The 15,508-nt window shown below is 56.6% G+C and carries 11 protein-coding genes; 8 read left to right on the top strand and 3 right to left on the bottom strand.

Annotated elements, in window-relative coordinates:
* Window positions 1-120 precede the first annotated feature (120 nt).
* Complete coding sequence (locus tag GF1_RS03405; protein ID WP_267928217.1) at window positions 121-480, bottom strand: EF-hand domain-containing protein; 360 nt, start codon at window positions 478-480, stop codon at window positions 121-123.
* Window positions 481-942: 462 nt separating this feature from the next.
* A complete protein-coding gene (locus tag GF1_RS03400) occupies window positions 943-2,931 on the bottom strand; it encodes a HAMP domain-containing methyl-accepting chemotaxis protein (protein ID WP_267928216.1) in 1,989 nt (662 codons plus the stop codon).
* Window positions 2,932-3,399: 468 nt separating this feature from the next.
* Between GF1_RS03400 and GF1_RS03395 the strand changes: the two genes are divergently transcribed.
* The 8 genes from GF1_RS03395 (at window position 3,400) to GF1_RS03360 (ending at window position 14,020) form a co-directional block, all read left to right on the top strand.
* Window positions 3,400-3,708: a c-type cytochrome gene (locus GF1_RS03395; RefSeq protein WP_267928215.1), complete on the top strand. Its 309-nt coding sequence runs from the start codon at window positions 3,400-3,402 to the stop codon at window positions 3,706-3,708.
* Between the two features lie 94 nt (window positions 3,709-3,802).
* Window positions 3,803-3,937: a hypothetical protein gene (locus GF1_RS03390; protein WP_267928214.1), complete on the top strand. Its 135-nt coding sequence runs from the start codon at window positions 3,803-3,805 to the stop codon at window positions 3,935-3,937.
* 214 nt (window positions 3,938-4,151) lie between these two features.
* Window positions 4,152-5,696 (top strand): DUF3373 family protein, encoded by a 1,545-nt coding sequence (locus tag GF1_RS03385; RefSeq protein WP_267928213.1) that lies wholly within the window; start codon window positions 4,152-4,154, stop codon window positions 5,694-5,696.
* 311 nt (window positions 5,697-6,007) lie between these two features.
* A complete protein-coding gene (locus GF1_RS03380; protein ID WP_267928212.1) occupies window positions 6,008-7,237 on the top strand; it encodes a multiheme c-type cytochrome in 1,230 nt (409 codons plus the stop codon).
* 4 nt (window positions 7,238-7,241) lie between these two features.
* A complete protein-coding gene (locus tag GF1_RS03375) occupies window positions 7,242-8,840 on the top strand; it encodes a formate dehydrogenase subunit gamma (protein WP_267928210.1) in 1,599 nt (532 codons plus the stop codon).
* 218 nt (window positions 8,841-9,058) lie between these two features.
* Window positions 9,059-9,823, top strand: coding sequence for an NHL repeat-containing protein (locus GF1_RS03370; RefSeq protein WP_267928209.1), 765 nt, complete (start codon window positions 9,059-9,061; stop codon window positions 9,821-9,823).
* Window positions 9,820-12,513 (top strand): cytochrome c3 family protein, encoded by a 2,694-nt coding sequence (locus GF1_RS03365; protein WP_267928208.1) that lies wholly within the window; start codon window positions 9,820-9,822, stop codon window positions 12,511-12,513. Before GF1_RS03370 ends, GF1_RS03365 begins: the two co-directional genes overlap by 4 nt.
* A 328-nt stretch (window positions 12,514-12,841) precedes the next feature.
* Window positions 12,842-14,020, top strand: a complete 1,179-nt coding sequence (locus tag GF1_RS03360) for a hypothetical protein (protein ID WP_267928206.1) — start codon at window positions 12,842-12,844, stop codon at window positions 14,018-14,020.
* On the opposite strand, the gene GF1_RS03355 is transcribed toward GF1_RS03360, so the two are convergent.
* Entirely contained in the window at window positions 14,017-15,444 is a 1,428-nt protein-coding gene (locus GF1_RS03355) for a M14 family zinc carboxypeptidase (protein ID WP_267928204.1), read from the bottom strand. The genes GF1_RS03360 and GF1_RS03355 overlap by 4 nt on opposite strands.
* Window positions 15,445-15,508: the final 64 nt, after the last annotated feature.

The raw sequence follows: 15,508 nt of genomic DNA, 5'->3' as shown, positions 1-15,508 counted from the left end.
CGTACAAAAAAACAGGTGACTGGCGCAGCCGCCATGCCACCTGTCACAGTAAAAGAAAGGGAGTACACCGCGGGAGGGAACTTCCCGCGGCAGATATTTTCTGCCGGGTCGGCCTGGACCCTACCGCGCCATGCCGCGGCCCATTCCCCGGCCGCGTCCCCGTTTACCCCACAGGGCCTTTCGGCCGGCCCGAAGCTCTTCCGGAGTGATCTGCCCGTCCCCGTTACCGTCCAGGTCGGCAAAGCTCGGCGCATTGGCCATTCCGAACCCGGGCCGGCCGGTAGCCCTGATCGCCGCCTGGCGCTGCTCGCGGACAGCGTTGAGTTCCTGCTCGGTAATCACGCCGTTATGATCCTGGTCATAATCGGAAAAGGAAAGCGGACCGGGCTGGGTCAGGTCTGTGGCCTGAACCTGTATTCCGGCGCCCAGGGCCAAAGCGGAAAAGAATGCAGCTGCGATAAGTGATCTGGTTGCCTTCATGACAATACCTCCTTGGTGAATGAAAAAAGATGACTTTCTGTTTGTGACCGCATCATGCGGCCTGTCCTGTTTTTCTTTTCACCCTTTTTATAGCAACACATGTGCCAACCAGTAAAAAAACAATAACTACATAATATCATCAAGTTATCGAGACAAAGAACAAACAGGCTCTTTCCGGCAAGTCGACAATACTGTCGAAAACCAGGTACAACCTGTCGATATTGGACCTTAAGCGGCTGAAAAGAATAAATGAGGGACAAGGCGCCGGGATCATTATCAGGGGCGCCAGTTCACGGTACAAAACGCGTGCCTGCTGGCCGGTGGAGGGCTCGTGAATGCATCTGGCTGGGACAGTTACCCGGACAGCGGCCATTCAAGGAGGGACAGGATTCTCAAGTCTACACTCAAACCATCTTGACGGTTGGTTGGCAGGATCAGGGCAGAGACCGGATACCGGTGGCCTCAAACCTTGAACTGCCCCACCAGCTCCCTGAGACTACGGGCCACCCGGGCGAGCTCGTCCGAACTGTTTCGCACCTGTTCACTGTTGCTGGCCAGGGCCAGGGCCGCCTCGGACACCTCACCGATTTCTCCGGAAATTTCAGCGGTGACCTGGGAGCTTTCCGCAACCCGTTCAGAGGTGTCGGCGATCCCGGTAGAGGCCCGACTGACGTTATCGGCGATCTCGCGGGTAGTGGTCGCCTGCTCCTCTACGGCGGTGGCGATCTTGGTCACGATCTCCTCCACCTGGTCGATAACCCTGGCACTCTGCCCGATCTCATCGGACGTTTCCTGGGTGGTCTGCTGTATCTCGGCAATCTGCTCCTTGATACGCTGGGTTGCCGAGGCGGTCTGCCTGGCCAGCTCCTTGATCTCATTGGCCACCACGGCAAAGCCCTTGCCTGCCTCGCCGGCCCGGGCGGCCTCGATGGTGGCGTTGAGGGCCAGCAGATTGGTCTGCTCGGATATTTCGGTGATCACTTCGGTCACCATGCCGATCTCCTGGGCCTTACTGTTCAAGTTTTCAATCTTCTCCGAGGTGAGGTTGGCGTGTTCCACGGCCTGGACGGTGATGGCCCGGGCAGTGGAAGAATTCTCGGCGATATCTGACACCGTGGTACTCATCTCGTCAGCGGCGCTGGCCACCAGGTTGACATTGGCCGTTGTTTCTTCCATGGCGTGGGAAACCGAGCCCATATTCTCGTTCAGGGACTGGGCCGCCCGGGCGACAACGGTGGATTTTTCGGAGATCCCTTCCAACTGGGTGGACATGGTCCGGGACAGCTCGCCAAACCGGGCCGAAGTACTGTTGACCGTATCCGCGCCCGATACCACATCCCGAATTATGAGCTGCAGTTTTTCCACAAAGGTATTGAACCAGGAGGCCAGCGCACAGATCTCGTCAGATCCCCCGACCGGCAGCCGGTTGGTCAGGTCTGCACCTCCACTGGCAATACCCTGGAGCTGGTTGGACACCCTGGTGATCTTCCGTACCAGAGCCTGAGCCACCACATAACCAATGAACAGCCCCGCCAGTACGGCAACGACAGAAATGGAAATGATCAGTGACTTGGCCCGGACCACCTGGGCCGCAACTTCCTTCTTGGTCCTGTCCATGGATTGCCAGCCGGAATCGCTGACCTGCTTGGACAGGGCGACAATCTTCGGGGCCAGCGGCAGGATGGTTCCCTCGATCTCGTCATTCATCTTCTTCTGAATGGCCTTGAGACCAAGGAAGTTATCCCCGAAGTCCTCGATGTCCCACATCTGGTTTTCAAAAGACTTATCCTTGATTTGCCCAAGCTGTTCACCTATATCAAGCAGGATCCGGCCGGCCTGCTCTCCCCCTGCCTGATCATGATATTGCAGGTACCTGTTGACCAGAAGCACCACATGATTGAACTCATCGATCACTTTGAGGAGAATATCCGCCTTCTGCGGATCGTTTCGACTGGCTGCCAGCAGCGCCAGCAGATCGCTCTGAATAGTATAGGTAGAATCCAGCAGCCGTCTGGTATTGCTGGACATGGATTCGATGCGGATGATCACGTTCTTGAACTTGCCTATATATTCCCTGGACACCTCGGTGATCTGCCAGAGCCGTTTTTTCTGGTCCTGGCTCTGAATCTGCTGACCGGCCAGGGCGAGTTGCCTGTTCACCTCATCACTGTAGGCAAGGGCCTGTTTTTTCTCCTGCGGATCCTGCAGATAGATGAATTTTTCCACCGATGTCCGCATGGAGAGTACCAGCTTACTGATATCACCGGCGTTTCGCACCTCATTGGCCACCACGTCGGTGAGGTAGTTGATCCGGTCCGACAGCGAGGTGAACTGGTACAGGGCAATACCGCCGATGGCGGCAATGAACAGAGCCACAACAACGTACCCTGTGAGAATCTTACCTCTGACTTTCAGGTCCATCACTTTGCGCAGTCTGCTTAGTTTTTTCACCGTAAGTCTACCTCGTTCTTTGCAACACCAACCCGGCGGAACCGGCACGGGAAGGGAGCTGCGGTCGTGACAAGACCGGCTGTCAGGCTTGCCTTTTACAAAAAATCTGCCCACAGCTAGCCCGGTGGCCACTGTGCGGGCAGCAATCATCTGTTTTGCTGGTACCTCCCTGCCCCAATTACACATCACCCGGGATCGAATCCATTGCGGTCTCCCCCTGTGGTATTCGGGGTTCAGAGAGATTATACCACAGCTGTTCGCTATAAAAAAGGCATGACATTTCTTTTACACCCTGCCCGCCAAGGCCCGCCACCGTGCCACCTGCCAGAAATCGCACCCCATACCCATTGTGTCAATCCGATTGTCGGACAAGCAAATAAAAATTTGACTTTCACGATTTGCTTTTGATACCCTTCAGTGTGTAATCAAGCAACCCCCTAACCTGAAAACTAAACCTTGGGATCAAGTATGAGATTGTATTCACTATGTACACTCATCCTGCTGACACTTGCCCTGACCCTGCCGGCCCGAGCTGGAGACAATGAGGCAACTTTTGTCCAGAAATGTGGCAGCTGTCATCAGAGAGGCGGTCAGGCCCCACCGGTCAATCCGGCTGACAAGGCAGGACTGGTCTGGAAAAAATACTTTAAACGGGGACGACATCCCGTAGACCTGGCTGCCACTATCAATGACGCAGAGATGGCTTTGATTCTCTCCTATCTTCAGGATCATGCCGCAGACAGTGATCACCCTGTTGCCGCGGCCATCCCGAAATAAGTTCCCTGCATTTTCCCGGAAACACCATGCAAGAACAACTCCGTATCCTGCCGGACCGCTGTCGGCCTGGACGAAAAAAATCTTTGTCCTGGCCTTGGCTCTCTTGTTTTTTTTCGCTCCTGCAGCTGCCAGCGAGCTGGATACTTTTCTTGAAAAATGCGGCAACTGTCACCGCCAGGGCGGCCAGGCTCCACCGATCAATCCGGCCGACAAGGCAGGGCTGGTCTGAAAAAAATACTTCAAACGGGGGCGACATCCGGTTGATCTTTCATCCATGATATCGAAAAAAGAAAAAGAGCGGATCCTTTCTTTTCTCGAACATCATGCCGCCGCCAGTGATCACCCGGTGGCGGCGGTTATTCCCAAGTAGTCATATATCATCAGGAGAATCAGGACGGCGACACCACTTGCTGTCCCATCGAAATGGATCGAGGAGGCAGAACATGAAGAAAACCGTGCTCAGCGTGGCCATAATGCTGGCCATGACCAGTGGCGCCCAGGCCGGCGGCGGGGATACCGTCACCATCCCGGCCCAAGATTATAAAGCTATCCTGCAGCGGCTCGATGCACTGCAGAAACGGGTCGAATTTTTGGAATCAACTACCAACGCACCGGCCCCGGATGATGCCAAGTACGAAAAACTGGCCAGGGACATCGATAATATCTACGACACCATGGATGAACTTGAGACCAAACAGATAAAAAACAAGCTCAACTTCGGGGCCGAGCTCAGAACCCGGGTGGATGGCTACAGGGCAGAGGATTACACCAGGGTCAACATGACCACTTTTGAAAGTGGACTGGCCGGCGGCCTCACTCCCCAGCAAGCCCTGGTCGGCGCCATCGAACAGGTCGACCAGACAACCGATTCAAACAACTGGACCAACAGGTTCCGGATCAACATGGATGCCAAAATCACCGATGGCCTCTCCTTTCATGGCCGTCTTGCCATGTACAAGAACTGGGCCGACAGCGACGATGGCACCGCCAGCGGCCTTTTCAACGACTCCAACCGAACCCATCGGCCAAACAGCAGCAACCTGTGGGTCGACCGGGCCTATGTGGACTGGATCCCCCAGGGCATGCCGGTTCCCCTGGCCATTACCATCGGCCGACATCCCTCTACCGAGGGACCACCATTTGAACTCAGGGAAAAGCGTCTGCGCCAGTCCACCTACCCAGCCCTCATATTTGACGGCGAGGCGGATGGCATTGTCGCCACTCTGGGCCTGGAACGGTTCACCGGCCTCAAAGAAAACGGCCTCCGTTTTGCCTTTGGCAAGGCCTATCACAGTGACGACGATAACAACACCGGCAGCCCGTTCCCATTCTTTGACGACGACGAGGCCGGAGATTCGACCATTTTCGCCACTTTTTTCGAGACCCAGGTTCCCGGGTTCAAAGACAGTCTGCTGGTCCTCAGTTACGCCCATGTATGGGACCTGCCCTTCTATCTTACCGGTCCGGAACTGGCCGACACAGGCATAGCTAACACCGACCTGGGCGACATGGACCTCTGGGGCATCCATTTTCAGACAAAAAATATCAGGGACAGCGGTCTTGACTTCTTTGCCTCTTATGCCGGTAATGCCTCGGATCCCAGTGGCAACGCACCGCTGGGACTCTATGGTCTGCTCTCATGGGATGGCCAGGAAAGCCACAGCGGCTACGCTTTGTACACAGGCTTTCGTTACACGCTCCCATCGGACTGGCTGCGGGGAGCCAAACTCGGCTTTGAATACAACTATGGTTCCCAGTACTGGTTCAGCATGACCATGGGTACCCCGGACCTGTTCAACAAGCTGGCGACCAGGGGCTCAGTCTATGATTTCTATTATATTCAGCCGGTCAACAAGTATCTCTTCTTCCGCACAGGGTATATGCGGGTCAATTACGATTACACCGGCAGCGGACAGCACATGGGCCAGCCCATGCCCACTGATGCCACCCTGGACAACTACTACCTGTTGATGGACGTTCATTTCTAACTGTCACATTCCTGCAGCCCGAAAAAACCGGTTCCCCCCTTGCGGTGGAACCGGTTTTTTTTGTCATCCTCCGCCCCCCAGCCCTGCCCAGACTGTCACCCGCTCCCCTGTACCACCCTCATCCATCGCAAGAGATACATTGTGGCATCTCGCTGTAACTTCATGTTTTTCACCACGGCAAAGCATAGGTTTGGGAGCATCGAATTTTAGCATTTTAAACGGGTTCTTTTAACCATTCCCCACTTATTATTCCATGGCAGATGAGTATTATTTGATCAGGATACCAACCAGGAAAGAACAGGAGTAAAACTATGAACGTTGCGTACCTGGACATCACTGGCAGGGAAACAGTGCGAAAAAACAGTCTTCCCTGGATCATCCAGATCTTGTTGATGAGCATATTGCTGATCATGTGGACAGGCACCTCCGGGTACGCGGCCGGGGCCGACGAGGAGGACTGCCTGATCTGCCATAAATATCCGGGGCTGGGCCGGATCGACCAGAAGACAGGAAGGCTGCGGATATTCTATGTTGCCGGTTCCAAATTTCTCAACTCGGTTCACAGCCAGGTTCTCTGCCGCAACTGCCACCTGAACCTGGATGTCATCCCCCATACCGATGCCAAGAAGGTGGACTGCACCACCAAGTGCCATATCAAGGAACCATCCACCGGCAAGGAATTCTCCCACGGCAAGATCAACAACAAACTGAGTCACAGTGTCCATGGCAGGGATACGACCGGGAAGCCGAAAAAATATCCCGAAGATATGCCCGGCTGCACCGACTGCCACGTCAATGAAATCTATCAGCCGGTAAGCGACCTCACCACCCTGGAGGCCGGGATCTCGTTCAATGCCCTGCGCCGCTGCCTGGGCTGCCACGACGACAAGCAGTGGACCAACCGGTTCTACAACCACTTCAGCCACCGCATGCACCGCTCCCGGACCTCACTGGAAACGGTCAAGCTCTGCCTCAACTGCCATCAGGACGGGGAGATGATGGCCCGGCACGGCCTTATGCCCACGGCCAACTACCAGGACACCTACCACTGGAAAGCGGTACTCTACGGGGACCCCAATGCCCCGGACTGCCTCAACTGCCACGCCCCCATCGGCTACACCGTCCATTCCATGGTTCCAGCCGATGACCCCAACTCTCCGGTCAACAAGAAGAACCTTCGCCGCACCTGCGCAGGAGGAAGCGGGACCCAGCAATGCCATCCCCATGCCACGGAAAAATTCGTCTCCGGAAAAATCCACCGGACCGGGCTCGGCTTCGAGGAGACCGTAGCCGCCTTTGTCCAGGGTGAGAAAATCGCCGAGGACATCAAGGCCCTCAAGAAGGAGCGTCGATTCCGCACGCTGATCTCCAAAAAGGATACCTCCAAGCTCAGCGAGCAGGAAATCTTCCAGCAGAAAATCTACAGCCTGGTCAAGTACGTCTACACCCTGTTGATCACGGTGGTCATCGGCGGCATGCTGGTGCACCAGATCCTGGACTTCTACAGAACAGTGAAAAGCAGAAAAAGTCACGGGGAGTAGAGGCATGAACACAGATACAGGAAACAGCACAACAGGTGGAACCATGGAAAGCCAGGCCCCATATACAAACTATATCATTCGCCTCAACAGCCAGGAACGGCTGCAGCATCTTCTGACCTTTGTCACCTTTTTCATCCTGGTGATCACCGGTTTCATGCTCAAGATTCCAGAGGCATGGATTCTGAAATTCGGCGAAACAGGCAAGGTGGTCTTCGAATACCGGGGCCTGCTGCACCGGATAGCCGGGACCGTGATGATCCTCTCCTCCCTGGCCCATGTCTGGTACATCATAACCGATCCGGACGGTCGCTCCTTTCTCCGCGACATGATTCCTCGCTTCAAGGATGCCAAGGATATGGTCCAGAACCTGGCCTATTACCTGGGCATGCGGGAAGAACCACCGGAGTTCGACCGGTTCGACTACCGGGAGAAGATGGAGTACTGGGCCCTGGTGGCCGGAACCATCATCATTTCTTCCACCGGTCTCCTGCTCTGGACCGAGGAATACTGGTCCACCTTTGTCCTCAACCTCTCCATCCTGATCCATGGCATGGAGGCGATCCTGGCCACCCTGGCGGTCTTTGTCTGGCATTTCTACACGGTCCATTATAAACCGGGTAAGTTTCCTGGCTCCCGGATCTGGATCGACGGTAAAATGCCCCTGCACGAACTCAAGGAAGAGCATCCCCTCCAGTTCGCCAGGATGGTGGAAGAGGGTCTTATTGATCCCAGCGCCGCCAAGGCGGCTGAACATGGAGAGATGCACGTTTTTCCGGAGAAGCACAGCTTTGGTCATTATCTGATCAAGGCCTTCACCGTGCTTTCCATGCTCATCTGCCTGGTTTTCGCCGGCGCGCTGGTCAAACTGCTCTACTTTCCGGCCCAGTACACAGGCGCCGCTACCACGGGAAGCAAACTGGCAGGCAATGTCTTCTGGGCCATCAGCAGCAAGGACATGACCGGCCACTTTCACGCCCTGGACAACAACGTCAAGATGCACCTGGGCAACCCGCCGGTATGTATTACCTGTCACGGGACCTATCCCCATTCCAAATCGCCGGACATCAGGTCGTTTCTCAACATGCACAATTACTTCATGGCCTGCGAGACCTGCCATGTCCGCCTCGACCCCAACGACCCCAACCATCATTTTGCCTGGTTCGACAACAAGAGCGACAAACAGCGGGTCGGCAAACTGCGGGGTGAGGACGGGGTCTTCGGCGCCCGGCTGGTGCCGGTGGTGGTGGAACCCGGTGGTAAAGCCCACCGCCTGGATCACCAACTCGATGAAAAGCTGACCAAGGAATATATCGCCAAGGTGAATACCCTCTCCCCGGAGGAACAGGCCAAGGCCAAGGCCGTCCTGCACAAAAATATCTCCAAGAAACCAATCCAGTGCACGGAATGCCACAGCCGCCAACCTTACATCGACTTTGTTGCCGTCGGCTACTCCAGGGCCAGGGCCGAGAGCCTCTACCGTACCGAGGTGGCGGACATGATCGACCGGTACATGAAATTCTACCTGCCGACCATGTTCGATCCGGACCTGATCAAGCAGCAGAAGCTGCGGCAGCTGCTCAAGGAAAACCGTTCAACCCAGTGATGAGGACCGCGGTCAGAAGGCAGCAGCGGCATAAACAGCACAGGAATTTTCTGGTGCTGACCGGGCAACATGCTATCAGAAACATTCTCCCCCTCCTGTTTCTGCTCTGCCTGCTGCTGCCATCTGCCCTCCCTGCGACTGAGCAGCCGTTTCCAGCGAGCCGGTATCGGGAACTCTTCAGGCTCAGAGACGGGTTTCACCTGCCAAGCGATGTGGGTGTGGACCGAAAGGGACGTATCTTTGTCCTGGACGGGACCGCAGACCGGATCAGGGTTTATGGCCGCGACGGCAGCCATCTCCTGGATCTAGGTACACCGAACCTGCTCAACCAGCCGCTGGGCCTGGATGTCTCGGCTTCAGGTGATGTGGTGGTCGCCGATTCCGGCAACCATCGACTGATTCTCTTTTCGGCCACGAACAAGCCTCCCCGTATCTTCCCTCTTCCGCCTGCTGAAAACGGGGAGGCGGCCGATTGTTCGGACGTGGCCTTTGCTCCGGATGGCAGCTTTGTGGTGGTGGACAACGACAATCATCGTGTCCTCCGCCTGGACCGGATGGGCATCCCCATCTGGAGCCGGGGAGTCATGGGTCGCAATCCCGGAGAATTCCGCTACCCTTTCATGCTGGCCACGGACCGGGACGGGCGGAGCTATGTGGTCGAGGTGATCAACACCAGGATCCAGGTCCTTAACCCCGATGGCTCCTTTGGCCATTTCATCGGTGGCTGGGGCATCGAACCGGGCCAGTTTTTCCGCCCCAAGGGTATCGCCATCAGTCCCGGCGGTGAAGTCTATGTATCGGACAGCTACCTGGGTGTCATCCAGATATTTGACCGGGGCGGCAGCCTGCGGGGCATTGTCACCGATCCCTCGGGGAATATCATCAGGTTTACCACGCCGGTCGGACTGACGGTCAGCCGCAACAACCTCTATGTGGTGGAAATGTACACCGGACAGGTGGTTGTGCTGGAAAAGATCCGATGAATGCCACGGGACGCTTTACACTGCCTGGGCTCCTGCTTTTCCTGCTCCTGGGTTGCACCGCACCACCGGCACACGGTGCCGGTAACCTGACCAGGAATTCGGCCCGGGAATGCGCCATCTGTCATTTCCGCTGGATCGATCAGTTTGTCCAAGGGTACGGCACAGTTCTGACTCCCCTGGAGACCGAGGACGTGGCCGGCACCGAACTGATGTGCCTGAGTTGCCATGACGGATCCACCGATGACTCAAGGAAAAAAGTCTGGATTCTTGACCGGCATAAAACCGGTATCATCCCCTCGGACAAGGTCAAAATTCCCAAGCTCTTTCCTCTCTCCCATGATGGGAAAATTGTCTGTGCGACCTGCCACTCCGCCCACGGCGTGCCCACCGACACCTCCATCGAACGGACGATCTTTCTCCGGATCTCGGAAAAAGAATCCATCATGTGCGAGATGTGTCATGTCGGCAAAACCGATACCAGCCACAACCATCCCCTGCACAGTGGTGATCGGCCTTTACCCGAGGCCATTTTCAAGGCCGGTGCGGTGCCCTCGGACAGGGATCCCAGGCAGGTGATCTGCGAAAGCTGCCATACGGCCCATGGGGGTGTGGAGCGAAACCTGCTCCTTCCGGCCAGTGATTCCACCCTGTGCATTACCTGCCATGAAAAACGGATCGACCCGAAAGAGTCTCCCCGGACCAGCCATGAAAATCATCCCGTCAGGGTGGTCATGAAAGAGGATCGTCTCCCCCGGGGCCAAGTTACGTTCACCGGTCGGGACAACTCGGTTCAGTGTCTCTCCTGCCACCTGATCCACCGGGAGAAAAAACCTGGCCAGCCACTGCCGCCAAAATCCGGCCCCACCCGCTATGATTATATCCTTATCCAACCGGAGAGTGATTCCAGTCTCTGCCTGCTCTGCCACAGGGAAAAGGCCAGCGGTCCTGGAGGCAGCACTTCCACCGGGACCAATCACCCGATCAACAAATCCTTCAAGCAGCCACCGGGCACCACCCGCTATTACCAGGGCCCGGGTCACACCCTCCAGTGCCGCACCTGTCATAGACCCCATCAGGCGGCCCCTGGCAGCAGGGGACTGGTCCTGCCGGAAAAAACTGTCTGCAGTTCCTGTCATACCAGCGAGGCCATGGTGGTGGCAACGGATCATGATCTACGGATCACGGCCCCGAAAAGCCAAAACAGGCTCAAACAGACCCCGGAGCGGGCCGGAGTCTGCTCTCCATGCCATGTTCCCCACAACGGTGGTGGCCGCTATCTCTGGGCCCGACCGACCGGGAAACAGGGTCCGGATTCGGCCCTCTGCCAGGACTGCCATCGCCAGGGTCGGGAAGCAGGCAAAAAAACCATCGGCAAGGTCACCCATCCCGTGGACGTGGTCTTCAAGCGCAAGGTGGACCTGCCGCTGGCCACAGGAGATGACAACATCGGCCGGATCCAGTGCCACACCTGTCATAATCCACACCAGTGGCGGCCAGGCGATCCGGCGCCCGGCACGGGCCACAACGAGGAGGGGGACGCCTCGAGCAGCTTTCTCCGCAAAACATCAGGGGCCGATCCTTCCCTGTGCCGGACCTGCCATGAAAAAGAGTCGTTCGTCGCCGATACGGACCATGACCTGCACCTCACCGCACCGAAGGCAAAGAATAGCGCTGGCCGGACCGTGACCCAGGACGGCATCTGCTCACCCTGCCACGTGGTCCATAACGGAACCGGTCCGCGGCTCTGGGCCCGGACCCTGCCAGGAAATCCGTCCCGCTCGGATCTCTGCCGCAGCTGCCACCGGACCGGCGGGGTGGCCAAAGCCAAGACCACAGGCAAGAACTCCCACCCGGTATCGGTTCCAGTGGAGGAAAAGGTGAACCTGCCCCTGTCTGGCCAGGGAAAAAACGGCAACAACATGGAGTGCGAGACCTGTCATAATCCCCATCAATGGAGCGGTGATCAGGCGACCACGGGACCGGGCAGAAAGGTGGAAGGAACCGAGGCGACCAGCTTCCTGCGCATTCCCAACCTGGAAAAACCTCTGCTCTGCCGGGAGTGTCACCGCCGGGAATACCTGGTCACGGGCACGGACCATGACCTGCGCTACACAGCCCCGGATTCAAAAAACGCCAGGGGTCAGAAAGCGGTGAGCGGCTCGGCCTGCGCGCCCTGTCACGGAATCCATAATGCCGCAAACAGAGTGGTACTGTGGAATGCGCCCCTGATGAAGGGCAGAAAAGGAGATGATTTCATGGAAAAGGCCTGCTACGGATGTCACAACCCCAGAGGTGCTGGGAAGGAGAAGCTGGTCCAGGTGGGTTCCCATCCAAGACGGATCTATTTCGGCTACCGGCTGCCCTACTCTTCGACCCTGCTCGATGACCCCTCGTCACCCGATGGTATTCCGCTGTTCACCGGTGACGGCAGGACAGCGGTCACCGGCGAGATCAGCTGCCCCACCTGCCACGATCCCCATGTCTGGCAGGCGGGCCAGAGCAGACCGGGCAATGGCCGCAACATTGAGGGCAGTCCGGTAAACAGCTTTCTGCGCAGGGAAGTGCGAAAAAAACTTTGCTATGAATGCCACGGAATCGATACACTTTTCCTCTACAGGTATTATCATGTAACCAAGGAGCGCCAGAAAATCAAAGGGCATTACTCCCCTGGTTTTCCCCTGAATCCGTGACGGAAAAATTATTGTTTCTTTGTTATCTACCTTGAATCACAAGCAAGAAGGAAAGATAACCTGAGGTGTTTCATTTTACCCATCGCGATGGAGCCGCCCTTCGGGAGCTGGAATTTCACCGCATCCGCTGCGTCATCAACGATTGATAGAGTATCACTCCAATCAATGGGCCTCTTCCCGGAGTCTTCGCTTACCTGGCGCCTGCGGCGAAATTCCAGCTTCACTGATTCAGGTTTTTTCGACAAAACCGAAGTGGTAACCGGGACCAGCACGGACAAACCTGCAACAGAAGCTGCCGGAGGGAGAAGATGAAAGGGGTGGACATGGTTTGGATTTGGAGGCTGTTTCTTCTCTCACTAATAATGGTGCTGACCGGTCTCCCGGTTCTGGCCGCCCCCCGCCCGAGGTCGATGAGCCCCATGATCGCCTGACCTGCGAACAATGCCACCGGCAGGCAAAAACCAAATCCCCGATCAATCTCCTGCCCGATGACACCAGTGAGGCGCTCTGCCGCCAGTGTCACCCCAAGGTAAGCAGACTGCACTACAAGGGACTCAACCCTTTCCTGGATACCGCAGCCCGTGGCAAACGATTCATCCGGGACAAAAAAAAGCGGCCGCACTTCTTCTGTCTCGACTGCCACACCATCCATGCCAGTGCTGAGAAAAAATTTCTCCTCTCAGAGACCTACCTGGAAAGGGCCCGCCGCAGCCGCAGCATCAATCCCCACTGGAAAGGATATCTCTGTCTCTGCTGCCATGAGACCACCCCGACCAGGGACACCCCCCGGCTGAAGGAAAAGGGGGACCACAATCTGCTGTGCAACCGTTGCCACGGTACCCGCTATGCCCGGGCCGATATCCATCCGGTAGGTGTCAAGCCCTCGCCCCAGATCCGAATTCCCGACGACATGCCCCTGCAGGACGGCCGCCTCTCCTGCAATACCTGTCACGATGCCCGGTTGCAGATGGGCGCTCCGGTGCCGGAGAAGCGGCAGAAGCGCAACCCCAACTTCCTGCGCCGGGAAGGGCTGTCAAGAAACAGTTTCTGTTTTCTCTGTCATCTGCGCGAGGCTTATCAGCGCATGAATCCCCATATCCAGCTCGACGACCAGGGAAAGATCATCGAGGCCACCTGTCTGTTCTGCCACCCCACCCGGCCCGATGTGACCATCATGGGCATGAAGCACGTCCGCTTCATTGCCAAGAATCCCGATGAGTACTGTATCGGCTGCCATCACGGTTTCACCCGCGGCCATCCGGCCGGGGTCGATCACCTGCGCCGCCCCTCCAGAAAGATACTTCGGGCGATTCAGACATCGGTCAGGAGACTCGGTATCGAACTGCCACTGTACCGGGGCCGTATCATCTGCGCCACCTGCCACAATCCGCACCAGCAGGGAGTTCTCAAGGTCCGGGCCTCGGCCGCTGGATCGCAGCGACCAAGCAAGCTGCGCCTCATGCCGGGCAACATGCAGTGCATCGGCTGCCACTGGAACAAGGATTAGTCTTCGACCCTTGCCCCGAGGTCAGCGGCCCAGAACATGAACCAGACGGCACCGGGGACATTAATCTTGCAGATCTTGGGGACAATGCTCCTGAACTCTTCATTTTCATAGGTATACCGTTTGTCGTGCACCTCGATATTTATGGCTGCTATCCGTTCTGTCTGGTAATAACAGTCCCTGGCCACCCCGCTTCCCACACTGACATCGTTGTAGTTCTGGGCCGCAGTGAAGTTGACGATTGATGGATCACCGCGGTCATGACGATTGAGGATCGAGGCAATCTGCTCCGACAGGAGCCGGAAGGCTTCATAATCATTCTTCCCCCATCTCTTTCCCAGGTATGTGTGCTCGGCATGCTCGGTTGTCGAATAGGCATATGGATAGAGCACCTGGGTCGAGCCGGCATGATAATCGATCAGCGCCACCACGTTCATTCGGGCGACGAGCCTTTCCATTGCTGCGGTTTCCGCCTCGGAGATCATCTTCCTGCCGCGAAACATACGGGACGACGGGGACCGGCTCCTGATGAAAAGATGTTTCTGATCCTGTACCACATCCCACTTGTACTGAAAGTTCCTGTTGAGATCGACCCCGGATGATTCCTGCAGATATCCATCCGCCCTGGCCGTTTTCAGGGCCACGGTATCCTCGCCGATCAAGGGCCATGCATCTTTCCAGACCCGGCGCTGGCTCGAGGCGCAGACAACTCTTGCCGGATCGGTGGAGCCATACAGGGCATCAAACATCTCCGCCGAATCCACGTTGAGCGACGGCTCGAACAGATACAGAGAACTGCCGTCCCGGCTTTCGCAGACCACCACTTCTTCCTCTTCCAGGTCACCTCCGTCGGCCGTATCGTCAAAATCGGCCAGAAAGCAGCGATCTACATCGGACGGCACAGAAGCGTACTGACTGCCATCCTGACGATAGCAGACAATGTCCTGATCAAGGAGCCCCTGTATCCGCCGATTGGGGCGCCATCCCGCTCCATAATAGGATTTTCTGCCGGCGTCGGTGTGACTGAAATCATAACCGTCCGGATTAAGGACCGGCACAATGACCACCTGAACGGTTTTGAGCAGTCGAGCGATATCGCTGATGGATGGAACTATTTTCTTCTCAGTCTTGCCATCCCCTGTCTTCTGTGCAGCCTCGTTAATCAGCATCCCAAAGTCATCGCGGGCCGCTTCGGAATTATCCTTGTTAGCCAGCAGGTATTCGGCGATCCCGAGACAGACCTCTGGCGTAGCCCATTCATTGCCGTGTATGGCCCCGGTAATAACCACCGTAGGTTTACGGCTCTCGTCCCAGGAAGCGTTTTCCGTAATAAGGATAGCCGGGATGTCACTGCCGTCGCCATCTCCGCGCCCCGAGGTTGTACCCAGGGTCCCGGCCACGGCAAACCCGGAGGAATTATCTGCCATATCCGCAAGATACCTGCTTATCATTCCGGTTTTCTTGCAGCCCATTGTGGCACTGAGACAGTAA

Origin of the sequence: Desulfolithobacter dissulfuricans (assembly GCF_025998535.1) — a bacterium.
In the GTDB taxonomy this organism is placed as follows: Bacteria; Desulfobacterota; Desulfobulbia; order Desulfobulbales; family Desulfobulbaceae; genus Desulfolithobacter; species Desulfolithobacter dissulfuricans.
This window is presented reverse-complemented; position numbering and strand designations above follow the sequence as displayed.

What these genes read in the sequence shown, in the direction of transcription:
- GF1_RS03385 (WP_267928213.1), top strand. Translation starts at nt 4,152, where the DNA reads ATGAAGAAAACCGTGCTCAGCGTGGCCATAATGCTGGCCATGACCAGT.
- GF1_RS03375 (WP_267928210.1), top strand. Translation starts at nt 7,242, where the DNA reads ATGAACACAGATACAGGAAACAGCACAACAGGTGGAACCATGGAAAGC.
- GF1_RS03365 (WP_267928208.1), top strand. Translation starts at nt 9,820, where the DNA reads ATGAATGCCACGGGACGCTTTACACTGCCTGGGCTCCTGCTTTTCCTG.
- GF1_RS03405 (WP_267928217.1), bottom strand. Translation starts at nt 480, where the DNA reads ATGAAGGCAACCAGATCACTTATCGCAGCTGCATTCTTTTCCGCTTTG.
- GF1_RS03395 (WP_267928215.1), top strand. Translation starts at nt 3,400, where the DNA reads ATGAGATTGTATTCACTATGTACACTCATCCTGCTGACACTTGCCCTG.
- GF1_RS03380 (WP_267928212.1), top strand. Translation starts at nt 6,008, where the DNA reads ATGAACGTTGCGTACCTGGACATCACTGGCAGGGAAACAGTGCGAAAA.
- GF1_RS03355 (WP_267928204.1), bottom strand. Translation starts at nt 15,444, where the DNA reads ATGGCAGATAATTCCTCCGGGTTTGCCGTGGCCGGGACCCTGGGTACA.